At 72.1% G+C, this 12382-nt stretch carries 10 protein-coding genes; 3 read left to right on the forward strand and 7 right to left on the reverse strand.

The features are described 5' to 3' along the window. Positions 1-93 precede the first annotated feature (93 nt). Entirely contained in the window at positions 94-846 is a 753-nt protein-coding gene (locus CC117_RS20985) for an ABC transporter ATP-binding protein (protein WP_084132506.1), read from the reverse strand. A 234-nt stretch (positions 847-1080) separates the two neighbouring features. Between CC117_RS20985 and CC117_RS20990 the strand changes: the two genes are divergently transcribed. After that, entirely contained in the window at positions 1081-3735 is a 2655-nt protein-coding gene (locus CC117_RS20990) for an ABC transporter permease subunit (RefSeq protein ID WP_071086743.1), read from the forward strand. Between the two features lie 50 nt (positions 3736-3785). Here CC117_RS20990 and CC117_RS20995 read toward each other — a convergent pair whose 3' ends face one another. Further along, entirely contained in the window at positions 3786-4946 is a 1161-nt protein-coding gene (locus CC117_RS20995; protein WP_071086919.1) for an alkaline phosphatase PhoX, read from the reverse strand. A 691-nt stretch (positions 4947-5637) separates the two neighbouring features. Between CC117_RS20995 and idi the strand changes: the two genes are divergently transcribed. Then, positions 5638-6321 carry an isopentenyl-diphosphate Delta-isomerase gene (gene idi / locus CC117_RS21000; RefSeq protein ID WP_198541929.1) on the forward strand — a complete coding sequence of 228 codons (684 nt, stop codon included), beginning with the start codon at positions 5638-5640 and terminating at the stop codon, positions 6319-6321. Between the two features lie 96 nt (positions 6322-6417). On the opposite strand, the gene CC117_RS21005 is transcribed toward idi, so the two are convergent. Beyond that, on the reverse strand, positions 6418-7197 hold the full coding sequence (locus tag CC117_RS21005) for a collagen-binding domain-containing protein (RefSeq protein WP_131803109.1): 780 nt from the start codon (positions 7195-7197) through the stop codon (positions 6418-6420). Positions 7198-7604: 407 nt separating this feature from the next. Here CC117_RS21005 and CC117_RS21010 point away from each other — a divergent pair, with 407 nt between their 5' ends. Beyond that, on the forward strand, positions 7605-8795 hold the full coding sequence (locus CC117_RS21010; protein ID WP_071086749.1) for an acyl-CoA dehydrogenase family protein: 1191 nt from the start codon (positions 7605-7607) through the stop codon (positions 8793-8795). Positions 8796-8870: 75 nt separating this feature from the next. On the opposite strand, the gene CC117_RS21015 is transcribed toward CC117_RS21010, so the two are convergent. From CC117_RS21015 to CC117_RS21030, 4 genes are all read right to left on the reverse strand, one after another. Beyond that, positions 8871-9950 carry an acetamidase/formamidase family protein gene (locus CC117_RS21015; protein ID WP_071086752.1) on the reverse strand — a complete coding sequence of 360 codons (1080 nt, stop codon included), beginning with the start codon at positions 9948-9950 and terminating at the stop codon, positions 8871-8873. Between the two features lie 118 nt (positions 9951-10068). Further along, positions 10069-10803 (reverse strand): GOLPH3/VPS74 family protein, encoded by a 735-nt coding sequence (locus CC117_RS21020; RefSeq protein WP_084132508.1) that lies wholly within the window; start codon positions 10801-10803, stop codon positions 10069-10071. Between the two features lie 121 nt (positions 10804-10924). Then, on the reverse strand, positions 10925-11701 hold the full coding sequence (locus tag CC117_RS21025) for a ferredoxin reductase (protein ID WP_071086754.1): 777 nt from the start codon (positions 11699-11701) through the stop codon (positions 10925-10927). Further along, positions 11671-12270 carry a sulfite oxidase-like oxidoreductase gene (locus CC117_RS21030; RefSeq protein WP_071086921.1) on the reverse strand — a complete coding sequence of 200 codons (600 nt, stop codon included), beginning with the start codon at positions 12268-12270 and terminating at the stop codon, positions 11671-11673. The genes CC117_RS21025 and CC117_RS21030 overlap by 31 nt, the downstream gene beginning before the upstream one ends. Between the last annotated feature and the right edge of the window lie 112 nt (positions 12271-12382).

The following is a 12382-nucleotide window of genomic DNA, read 5'->3' on the forward strand; positions in this document are numbered from 1 at the left end:
GCGCGCGGAAATCCCCGCCGGCAGCGCCGCCGCCGCCCACGGAAACGTCCCGGCGGGAACGGTGCCGGCGAGAAGGGTGCCGGCGCCGGTCGTTCAGGAGAGATAGCGGGCGGCGAGACCGTCGAGATCGGCGAGCCAGCGGCTCGCGGTTCCTTCGTCGACGATTTCGCCGCGCCGCATGACATAGGCGCGGTCGGCCCGGCTCAGCACCGCCCGTGCGTTCTGTTCGACAACGAGCACCGCGACCCCGCGGTCGGCGGTGGCCCGCACCGTGTCGAGTAGGCGCTCACGTACCAACGGCGCCAAGCCGAGGGAGAGCTCGTCGATCAGCAGGAGGCGCGGGGCACGCGCGAGGGCCAGCGCGAGGGCGAGCATCTGCTGCTCGCCGCCGGAGAGCAGGGCGGCGCGGTGCCGCGAGCGCCGCGCGAGCGCCGGGAACAGCTCGATCGACTCCGGGCCGCCGCGGACGAGGCGCAGCGACTGCCGGACCGTCAGCCCGGGGAAGATGTGCCGCTCCTCCCCCATGAAGGACACCCCCTGCCGGCAGCGCCGGTGGACCGGGACCCGGTTGCACGGCTCGCCGAAGAGGCGGACCTCGCCGCTGGTGGGCCGGCGGTAACCGGCCAGGGTGCGTAGCAGTGTGGTCTTGCCCGCGCCGTTCGGGCCGAGCAGCGCGACCACCTCGCCCGGGCGCACCGCGAGATTGATGTCGCGCAGCACCGGCACCCGTCCATAGCCGGCCGCCAGCCCCCGCGCCTCGATCGCGGGGGTGGATCCGGAGTGCACCGAATGCTCGGGGCGCCCGCCCGGAACCGTCGCCGTGCCATGTGGGCCTTCGTCACCCATACGCGATCCTCCGCACTCTGAGAGTAAGCATCCGGACGGGCATCCAAAGCCCGCGAAAAGCCGCCCTGGGGACCGGAGGCGGCCGCCGCCCGCGGCCCTCAGATGGGCCTTGCGAGTGAGTGCTCACGAGCTTACGCTGCTGGTCGGGGGTCCGCAACGGCCTTCGCAGCGACAGACGAGGCGAGCAAAAAGGGACTATTCGGTCACTTCTCGCCCCTATGCACTGGGGGTGTCATGGATCCGCGGACCATCCTGCAGTTCGCGCTTTTAGGTCTTGGTGTCGGCGGCGTGTACGCGGTTAGTGCCGTCGGGATCGTGGCAATACACCGAGGTTCCCGGACAATCAACTTCGCGCACGGCGGGATTGCCCTGTGGGGCGCACTGGTGTACTACTGGTTACGCGACGATCATGGGATACCGGACATCCCCGCCGCATTGATCACCCTGCTCGGGGCGGCCCTGTTCGGATGCCTCGTCTATCTGCTCGTCATCCGGTTCGTCCGGCACCGCACCCAGCTCTCGCGGATGGTCGCGACGCTCGGTCTGCTCGGCCTGCTGATCGGTCTGGCACACACTGCCTTCGGGAACGCGGCGCGGGTGCCCGACAGCTCCTTCCCGTCCGGCGGGGTGGACGTCTTCGACCAGACGATCCCCTCCGAGCGGATCATCATCTTCGCGATCGCGGTCGTGGTCGTCCTGGCACTGTCGTTCTGGTCGGCGACCGCCCGGCTGCCGCTGATGACGCGGGCGATGGCGGAACACGAGTCCGCCGCCGCGGCGCTCGGCGCGTCACCACACCTGCTGGGTGCCTTCAACTGGGCGCTCGGCTCGGCGCTGGCAGCCGCCGGTGGCATCCTCGTCGCGCCGATCGTGGGGCAGTTCGACACCGCGATGCTCACCGTGATGGCCTTCGCCCTGGCGRCCGCCCTGCTCGGTCGGTTCGACAGCTACCTGTTGGCCCTGGCCGGCGGCATCGCCCTCGGCGTCGGCGAGAGCGTGGTCACCCATCTGGTCGCGGAACACGTCCCGGAGCGTTTCCAGATCGGCTGGCCGCAGACGGTGCCCTTCGTCGCCGTCATGGCGATCCTCGTGCTGCGCAGGGACGGTGCGAGCAACCGGCTGCCCGCCGTCCCCGCCGCGCCGGTCGCCGCGGGCCTGTTCCGCCCGCTTCCCGCGGCTGTCGCGCTCGCCGCCGCGGCCGGCGTGCTGCTCCTCGGTGACGCCCAGTGGCGGGACGCGGCGACACTCTCGATCATCTTCGGCATCCTCGTGCTGTCCCTCGTCGTCCTGATCGGCTACGCCAACCAGGTCAGCCTCGCGCAGATGACCGTGGCCGGCCTCGGCGCCTACGCGGCCGTCCGCCTCGACCTGGACATCCACCTGCCCTTCGTGCTTGCCCCGGTCGCCGGTGCCGTGGTCGGTGCGCTGGCCGGTCTGCTCGTCGGGCTGCCCGCGCTGCGGGTCCGCGGCATCAACCTCGCCATCCTCACGATGGGCATGGCCGTCGCGATCTCCGGAGTGCTGTTCGACAGCACCCACTACACCGGGGGCATCACCGGTTCGCAGCCGCACCCGCCGACGGTCTTCGGCCTGGAGGTGGACGCGGCGCGCCATCCCGGCCGGTACGGTTTCGTCGCCCTGTTCTGGCTGGTCGTCGCGGCCTGCGCGGTGGCTGCCGTCCGGCGGTCCGCGCTCGGGCGGCGGCTGCTGGTCGTGCGGACGAACGAGCGGGCCGCCGCGTCCGTCGGTATCAGCGTCGCCCGCGCGAAGCTCTCCGCCTTCGTCATCTCCTCGGCGATGGCCGGTGCGGCGGGCGTGCTGCTGGGGTTCCGCAGCTCCTCGGTCACCTTCACCCAGTTCTCGTTCCTGGAATCGATCAATCTCGTCAGCCTGGCGGTGATCGCGGGGGTCACCTCGGTCACGGGGGGCCTGCTCGGTGGAGTGCTGGCCTTCGGTGGCCTGGTGTACCTGGTGATCGCCAACCTGCACATCGGCTTCGTCACGGAGAACTACGCGACCATCTTCGGCGCGGCGCTGGTCGTGACCGTTCTCGTGCACGAGAACGGGGTGGCCTGGCACCGGCGTTTCCAGCACGACCCGGCTCCGGTCCCCGACGGGGAACAGCCGGCCCGGGCCGGTGCGGAGCTGGCCGCGGTGGGGGTGTCGGTGCGCTTCGGCGGGGTCGCCGCCGTCCAGGACGTCACCCTGCGGGCCCTGCCCGGTTCGGTGACCGGGCTCGTCGGCCCGAACGGCGCCGGCAAGACGACCCTGCTCGACGCGATCGGTGGCTTCGCCGCCACCCAGGGCGGCCAGGTCCTCCTCGGCGACAGGCCCCTGGGCGGCGAGGGCGCCGACACCCGTGCCCGGTCCGGACTGGGTCGCGTCTTCCAGGCCGGTGAGCTGTTCGAGGATCTCACCGTCGCGCAGAACCTGCGCGTCGCCGCCGAGAACGCGGGTGGCACTGACGGCCGGCTCCCCGCCCCGGCACGGGCCGCGCTGGAGGGATTCGGGCTGACCGACGACCTCCCCCGGCTCCCCACCGAGCTCCCGATGGCGAAGCGCCGGCTCGTCGGCATCGTCCGCGCCCTGGCCAGCAACCCCGCGGTGGTGCTGCTCGACGAGCCGGGCGCCGGCCTGTCCATCACCGAGATCCGCGAGCTGGCCGCGAACCTGCGCGAGCTCGCCCACGGCTGCGGCCTCACCGTGCTGGTCGTCGACCACGACATGGCGCTGGTGATGTCGGCCTGCGACCGGATCGTCGTCCTGCACCAGGGGCAGGTCCTGGCGGCGGGCACACCCGAGGAGATGCAGGCCGACGCGACGGTCCGGGAGGCCTACCTGGGCGAGGCCGTCGAACCGGTGGTCGCCGGCCAGGCGTCACCGCAGTGACGTACTGCGGCCCCGGGACGGGCGGGTGGCCGTCCCGGGGCCGGGCGGGCTCAGGTGCGGAACGGGCCGGTCACCTCGAAGGTGATGCCGCCGGAGGACGAGCCGGTGGTGCCGCGCTGGGAGGAGAAGTAGAGGCGGGAGCCGTCCGGCGAGAAGGCCGGGCCGGTGATCTCCGATGATCCGTGGCCGGACAGGCGCAGGATCGGCGCCACCACCTCGGTCGGCGTGATGATGCAGATCTCCAGGTTGCCGCCGTCCTCGGCCACGTAGAGATCGCCGTAGCTGGAGCCGGTGATGTTGTCGACGCCGGTCAGCGGTGCGGTGCCACTGACCAGGGAGTCGTCGTAGGTCAGCTCGAACGCGTTGGTGGCGCAGTTCAGCTTCCAGACCCGGTTGTCACCCTTGGTGGTCCACCAGACGGTGTTGTTCGCGTAGTAGACGCCCTCGCCGCCGTTGAAGTGCTTGGCGGCGGAGACCTGGTTGCGCGTCGCAGTCGGCGATCCGTCCGGGTCCGGCACGGTCTGCCAGGTCGCGGTGCCCGAGGTGGCGGACCCGGAGGCGCACAGGACCTCCAGAGTGCCACTCGACAGGTTCCCCCAGGTCGTGGGCCTGAAGCGGTAGAAACAGCCGCTGCTCTGGTCCTCCGTCAGGTAGATCACCTGGCGGACCGGGTCGCAGGCCGCGGCCTCGTGGGCGAAGCGGCCCATCGCGGGACGGGCCACCGCGGCCGCGCCGGTCGCCGGGTAGGTCTCCCACACCCGCCCGGTGGACGTCTCCTCGCAGGACAGCCAGCTCCCCCACGGCGTGGCTCCGCCGGCGCAGTTGCTGCTCGTGCCGGAGAGCAGCCGCTGGGCGGAGGTCACCGTCCCGGCCGAGTTGAAGCGCAGGACGGACGCGCCGCCGGACCCGCTGCCCACCTCGGAGTTCGACACGTACATCCATCCGGTGCCGTTCGCGTAGCAGGCGCCGCCGTCCGGCGCGCTGTGCCAGGCGTAGCTCGTGCCGGAGACGGTCTGGCCGGACCTCGCGACGATTCTGCTGGTAAATCCGGACGGCAGCAGAACACCGTTGGCATCAGCCGCGARCAGTGCCCCATAGGGGCTCGTTCCCGGCTGCGCGGGAGCCGCCATGGCCACCTCCAGCGCGGTTGCCGAGAAAGCCATCACACCCGCGCCGACGAACGCAGAACGTAGGAATGACCGCCGGTCCACCATCGATCCTCCAGAAACTCGGGAGCTTTTTCGGCAAAAGCGCCGAACGCCTCGGGGAACGATAGTGATCCCGGCCGCGAGYACGCCACCCACGAATCGATGAACGTTGGGTCCGGCCGGCTACGATCGCCGAAACATCGCGCTAATACGGCGCGCGGAGGGCATTCGCCCGCTCCTGGCGCGGGCCGGGCGGGCAGGACCCGCCCCGTGGTGGCGACTCCACTCCCGGGTAGGTGCGGTGCGCGCCCCGAACCCTCCGAGGTGCCATCGGCCGGCGCCCCGAACGCGACCGCGACCATCGCCGTGACCTGGGCCGTGGCCGGGGCCGAACCCCGGCCGTACGGCCGGTCGGCCCGGTGGCCGGGGCCGCGGTGGCCCGGCGGCCGAGGGATGATTGTCCGGCGAACACGGCGCGGCGCCGAGAAGCCGCCGGGGATGTGTCGCCATCACGACACGGCGACACAAAGAACCATCCCGGAGAGACGTGTGTTCTTCGGTCCCGGCGGCGCCCGGCCGCGCACCTGGCGACCACACATGGCTTCTACCTGCACAGGATGCGGGCGGGCGGGTGCGAATACGTCTGCGTTCGGCGGCCGGCCCGCCACCGGAACCATATTTCCGGCCGCCCCTCGGACAACATCGGTGCGGAAAGTCACGCGACCTCGGTGCGCGCCCTGGATAAAATGCCTGCATGGCTACCGCGAATCATCCTGGGCCTCAGGATATGATTTCTCGTCCACATGACTCACACAGGTCGGGCGGGGCGGCAGTAAAGACGCCGGAACTCGTCATCCTGCTCAGTCCGTCCGGCGACGTCGTGGGCACCACTCCGAAGGCCACGGTGCACGGCCCGCAGACTCCCCTGCACCTGGCCTTCTCGTCCTACGTTTTCGACAACCTCGATCGCCTCCTCGTCACGCGGCGGGCCCTGGAGAAGCGGACCTGGCCGGGGGTTCTGACCAACACCTGCTGCGGTCACCCGGCCCCTGGTGAGGATTTCCGGGAGGCCATCACCCGGCGCCTGCAGGAAGAACTCGGGCTGCAGGCCGGGCCCATCGAGCTGGCTCTTCCGACGTTCCGCTACCGGTGCGTCATGGACGACGGAACGGTGGAGAACGAGATCTGCCCGGTCTTCTTCACCCGCACCTCCGGCGCTTTCCAGATCAATCCGGAAGAAGTGGCCGAGGCGTTCTGGCTGCCGTGGTCGACGTTCGTCGACGACGTGATGAGCGGTGCGCTCACCATCTCGCCGTGGGCCCGGCTCCAGGTGGAGCAGCTCCGGACCCTCGGGCCGTCGCCGCGGAACTGGCCGAGTGCGTCAGACGACGAGCTTCCGGCGGCGGCCCGGCAGATCCGGACCATCACCGCGGAGTGACCGGCCACCGGCGCCTCGCCCGCTCGACCGGGCGCACCTTCGCGCGCCCGGTCGAGGGTCCGGTCGAGGGCCTGTCGGCACGCCGCGATCAGCCCGTCACGGACACCTGGTCGCTGCCCAGCGGGCTCGTTCCCGCCGGTGGAAGCCCCCCGGCGCCAGTGTCGTCACCGGGCACACCACCCGCCGACACCCCGCCAGCTCATCGCGCACGGCAATGTCCGTCAGGGTCGTGGTCCCCGTGTTCGTGACCAGGTTCTCGAACGGCGCGTAGTGGATCTCGCCGCCGTTCGCACCGGCGGCGTTGCCCTCCTGCAGGGTCCGCACGACGACGTTGCCCTCGATGTCGGCCGCGCTCAGGTCGACCGGGGTGGCGTTCGGTGCGTAGATCGTGCCCCACCGTCGCGCTTCCCCCGGGCAGGGTGATGACCCCCCTGGTGGTGAAGTTCCACAGCACATGCCGGGACGGCTCGTTGCCCTGCCAGCCGACGTTCGGCACGTCCCAGACAAGTCGCCGGTAACGGCGACGTTGATGACCAGTGTCGTGGCGTCGGACGGCTGCACGCCGCCCGGCACGGGGTTGATCACATCAAGGTCGGCCAGCTGGTCACCCGTCAGGTTGAGAATGTTCTGGCCCGGCTGCAGCGGGATTGCCGCGATCGGGTCGGTGCCGTTCCACGACGCCAGCCCGTTCTGGTCCAGCAGGGTGACCGTGGCGGCGCAGCTGGCGATTTCCGCGTTCAGGTCCCGGTAGGTCGAGAACAGGCTCGGGAAGTCGAAGCCGCTCGGCCCCGCGACGGACTCGGCGGGCTGCGGCGAATTGACGATCAGTGCTGGGGTGGTTCCCGCGTCGCCACCCGTCGGCACCACTCTGGTCACGCCGCCGAGCGGCAGGGTCGAGCTGCCCCTGCACGACGAGGGACGTCGGCGCGGCGTCCGGTGTCCGGTGTCCGCTGCCAGCAATCCGATAACCAGGACACCTCGTCAGACCACTGTCCGGAAGCGACTGATTGCCGGCCTTCGGAAGACGGGCTAGGTTCCGGGCTGGCGACATCCGCGTCGACAGGAACGCGCCATGGCGGGACCCCTCCGCCGGCGCCCACGGCCGGCGGGCCGACCACCCGGCCGACCACCGGCCACCGTCCGCCGGGCGTGTGCGGCCGATCCGGCCGACCAGGCCAACCAAACAAACGAGCAACGCGTCTAATCCGAACAACAGCACGAAGCCAACGAACCGCAACACGCCGACTCGTCCACTGGACCGGCCGACCACCCGGGGGGACCTCTTGAGCCTCGTGTTCTCCGACGAGCAGGAAGAACTGCGCCACACCGTCCGGTCCTTCCTCGAGCACACCTCGCCGGAATCGGAGGTGCGCCGGCTGATGGAGACGGCCGAGGGCTACGACCCGGCGGTCTGGCGCCAGATGGCGGAACAGCTGGGCCTGCAGGGGCTGCACGTTCCCGAGGAGTACGGCGGCGCCGGCTTCGGCTACGTCGAGCTGGGGATCGTCCTGGAGGAGATGGGCGCGCGGCTGCTGTGCGCGCCGTTCCTCGCCTCGGCGGTGCTCGCCACCGGCGCCCTGCTGGCGGTGGACGACCCGGCCGCCCGCGCGGAGCTGCTGCCCGGCCTCGTCGACGGCACGGCCATCGGCACGCTGGCGTTCGCCGGTCCCTCCGGACGACCTGACACCGGTGCGCCCGTCGCGCTCGCCCCGGTTCCGGTGCCAGCTCCGGTGCCGGCTCCGATCTCCACTCCCGCGGACCGTCTGATCACCGCCGCCTCGTCCGGCGCGGCGGGTGCCTACACACTGCGCGGCACCCGGCACTTCGTGCTGGACGGTGCCGTCGCCGGTCTGATCCTGGTGACGGCGTGGGCCGACGGTGGCCTCTCCCTGTTCGCTGTCAGCGGCGACGCGCCGGGCCTCACCCGCTCCCCGCTGCCGGTGATGGACCTGACCCGCAAACAGGCGGACCTGACCTTCACCGACACCCCTGCCCGCCTGATCGGTGCCGAGGGCGCGGCCGGCCCGGTGCTCACCCAGGTGGTCCTGCTCGCCTGCGTCGCGCTGGCGAACGAGGGCGCCGGCGGGGCACGCGCCGTCCTCGATCAGGCGGTCCACCACGCCCGCGAGCGTCTCCAGTTCGGCCGGCCGATCGGGTCATCCCAGGCCGTCAGGCACCAGTGCGCCGACATGCTGGTCGCAGTCGAGGGGTCGAAGTCCGCCGCCTACCACGCGGCCCGCGTCGCCGACTCCGGGAAGGCCGAGCGGCTGGCCCAGGCCGCGTCCCTGGCCAAGGCGTACGTCGGCGAGGCCTACTTCTCGGCCGCGGCGGAGAACATCAAGATCCACGGCAGCATCGGCTTCACCTGGGAGCATCCTGCCCACCTGTACTTCAGGCGGGCGGAGACATCCGAGCTGATGTTCGGCGGCCCGGCCCACCACCGGGGCCTGCTGGCCGGCCAGCTCACGATCTAGTCCCGGGCACGGCACCAGCGGTATCGGCGGCACCGCGGTACGACGGCGCGGCCCCGAGCTCAGGGCCCGGGCCGCCTACCAGGCGGGGAAGTCACGCTTGCGGATCAGGCAGTGCACACCCTTGACGTCGTCGACCACCTGGCTGACCACGAAGTCCGCGGCGGCGGACAGGTAGCTGTAGGCGACCATCAGCGGGACGTCCCGTACCTGGCCCAGCACCCGCAGCGCCTCGCGGACGGCGAGGCGCATCGCCTCGTCGAGGTCGTTGTGCAGGCCGACGGCGATCCAGTGCTCCGGCGTCTCGCCGAACGGGCCGCCGGTGCCGGCGCCGAGGGGGGCCGCCACGTCCGCGCTGAGAACGGTCAGCCGCACCGTTGTCCGCAGCGACGCCTCCAGCGCGGTCAGGGACACTTCCCCATGTCCCTGGGCGAAGTGCGGGTCGCCCGTGTAGAAGCCGGCGCCGGGGATCTGCACCGGCAGGTAGAGAGCGGTGCCGGCCACCAGGTCGCGGACGTCTAGGTTCCCGCCGAACGCCCCGGGCGGGACGGTGTTGAGTGCCTTGTCCCCCACCGGGGTGATCCCGGTGAGGCCCATGAACGGCGCGATCGGGAAGGTGATCTCCCGTCCGGCGCCGTACCGCATCACGGCTCGGCCAGCCGCCACGTCGACCGCGCAGAACTGGCTGTAGCGGTCGGTGAGCGACCCGTCCTGGTCGACCGGCAGCTCGCCGGGCAGCGCGCCCCGACCGTGCCGGCTGGAGACGAGGCCGTAGGGCACCCGCGGGCGCAGCTCCAGGTACTCGACCCTGAGGATGTCGCCAGGCCGGGCCCCGTCGACCTGGATCGGGCCGGTGACGACGTGCGGGCCGTCCAGGCCCCGGTAGTGCTGCGCCTCCCGGGCGATGTCGATCGCGTCGAGGAGCACCGCGTCGGTGCCGACGTCGAGGTCGGCCCAGAAGGCGGCCGGGTCACGTCCCTGGTCCTCCATCAGCCCCTCGTGCGAGACCGTGTCGATGGTGACCGTCGACCCGGACGCCACCTCGAGCACCGGCTCGGTCGCCGAGGTCGGCAGGCGGCCCCACGTGACCGTCTTCGGTGACGACGGCAGGTAGTGCTGGCCCGGTACTTCCCCGTACCCACACTGCAGGACGGACATGACGCGCTCCCTCGGTACTCGTCCGCGCCCCGGCCCCGGACCACCGGTGCCTACAGCGGTCAATTCACGGCCATCCCACCAGGAAACCGCACGTCACGTCCCCTCCGAGCGCGCGGTCTCACACCTTGGGGGCGGGGCGGCCGGCACCTGGACCACCAGATCGGGCCGCCGTACCCGAGGTCGGACCGGTGGGGTCATCGCCGGCGAGGGCACGGGCGGCGTGGCCCGCCAGCGCGGTGAGCGCGCCGAGCTGGCCGGCGAACGCCCGGCGCTGCCCCGCACTCACCAACGTGATCACGTCGCCGGCCGCGGCCAGCGCGACGAGGCGGGCGAGGTCCGGATCGGCGTCCGCGGGTGCGACCTCACCGCGCAGGACCGGGCCCGCGGCCCGGTTCACCGCCCGCACCTCGGCCCGCGGCAGCAGGACCACGGCGGACGTCGGGAACACCCCGAGTGCCCGGCCCCGGGCGACCCGGATCCAGCCGGCGGCCTCCAGATCGTCCCGGGTCTCGACGACCGCCGCCCGGTGCTCGTGCCCGATCCAGTCGGCCCAGCTCCGCGCGACCGGCGCGCCCTCGACCTGGCGGTACACCGCTGCGACGAGCGGATCGGCCCGGCCGCTGCCGCCGCGGGGGGTCGGCCCGGCCCCGGCCACCCGGCCACCCGGCGGCGCAGCGGCCACCCGGACCCGGCCCTCGTCGTCGACCAGCCAGCCGTCCGTCTCCAGCTCGACGAGGGCGGCGGCGCGCAGTGCCCGGCCGAGGCGCCGGTTCGGATACAGCTGGTCCTTCTCCAGGTTGTAGGCGAGAAGGTAGAGCCGGGCGGGCAGCGAGGTCAGCGGATCAGGTGTCACCGCACCTGCCTACCGGACCCGACCCGGACCGCCAGTCCGACGTCCGACTTCCGACGCCTGATGTCCGATGTCCGATGTCCGACGTCGGTCATCGTTTCAGGAGATGGTCACCGCGCGTGTCCTACCCGCGAGCGCTGGAACCGCTCGGGCCGAAGYGTTCGGTGCGGATGCGCTCGGGCTCGTGGCCGATCTCCACCAGCGCGTCCGCGACCTCCTCGACGAAACCGGTGGGGCCGCACACGTAGCAGGTCGGCTGGAAGTCGGGCGGCCAGCCGGCGGCGGCGAGATCCTCGGCGCGCAGCCGGCGCGGCGGCGACGTCCAGTGGTCGGGCACGGCACGGGTGTAGAAGCGGGTGACGTCCAGCCCCGGATCACGGCCGGCGGCGTCCCGCAGCTCGGCGGCGTAGTACAGGTCCTCCGGGGTGCGCACGGAGCAGATCAGGCGGAACGGCACCCGGCTCCCGGCGGCGCGCCGCGCGCGGACCATCGCCATCAGGGGCACCAGGCCGGACCCGCCGGCGACCAGGAGCACCGGCGCGGTGTCGGCCGGGCGCCAGACGAACCAGCCGCCGACGGGGCCGCGCAGCTCCAGGGGGTCGCCGACCGAGAAGACCTCGGTCAGATACGGGGAGACCTCCCCGCCGGGCACCTTCTGGATGGTGAGCTCCACCCGGTCGCCGTCGGCCGGTGCGGCCAGCGAGTAGCTGCGGCGGGTGCTGTAGCCGTCGGCGGCGGTGAGGCGCAGGTCGACCCGCTGACCGGCGAGGTGCCCGGGCCAGCCGGGGACCGCCAGCACCAGCGTGCGGGCCGTGGACGTCTCGTCACGCACCGCCACCAGCCGGGCGACGCGCCAGGCGAGCCGCTCCTTCAGTCGCCCTGGTAGCGCTGTTCCAGCCACGGATCACCCCGGTCGTGGTAGCCGGCGAGCTCCCAGAAACCCTGCTCGTCGCGTTCGAGGAGCCGGATGCCCCGCACCCACTTGGCCGACTTCCAGAAGTACAGGTGCGGGACGAGGAGCCGCGCCGGGCCGCCGTGTTCGGGGTCCAGCGGCGCGCCCTCGTAGCGGTGCACCACCCAGGCCTGGCCGTCCAGCAGGTCGGTTAGCGGCAGGTTGGTGGTGTACCCGCCGTAGGAGTGCACCAGGGCGAACTCCGCGGACGTCTCCACCTCGCCGAGCAGCGTGTCCAGGCTGACGCCCTCCCAGGACGTCCCCAGTTTGGACCACTGCGTCACACAGTGGATGTCGACCGTGGGCGACTCACTGGGCAGCGCGAGGAAGGCGGACCAGTCCCAGCGGTGCTCGGCACCGGTCTCGGTCGTGATCGTGAACTCCCAGCCGGCCTGCGGCACCCGCGGGGTGGGCCCGGCCGACAGCACGGGGAAGTCGTCGGTGGCGTACTGACCCGGTGGAACGGACTCCCCGGCGGAACGGGGCCGGCCCTGGAACCCCGGCGAGACGATGCCCACGTACGACACCTATCACGGAACCGGCTACCCGCGCGGCGCAGACGGCCATCCCGCAGCAGACGATCATCCGCCACTGGTCTGCCACCGGTCCGGCCGGGGTCGGCGACAGGGG

It is taken from the genome of Parafrankia colletiae (genome assembly GCF_001854655.1).
Classification (GTDB): Bacteria; Actinomycetota; Actinomycetes; order Frankiales; family Frankiaceae; genus Parafrankia; species Parafrankia colletiae.

Bases quoted from the DNA above. Each gene is read 5' to 3' on its own strand.
- idi (WP_198541929.1), top strand. From the start codon at position 5,638: ATGGCTACCGCGAATCATCCTGGGCCTCAGGATATGATTTCTCGTCCA.
- CC117_RS21015 (WP_071086752.1), bottom strand. From the start codon at position 9,950: ATGTCCGTCCTGCAGTGTGGGTACGGGGAAGTACCGGGCCAGCACTAC.
- CC117_RS20985 (WP_084132506.1), bottom strand. From the start codon at position 846: ATGGGTGACGAAGGCCCACATGGCACGGCGACGGTTCCGGGCGGGCGC.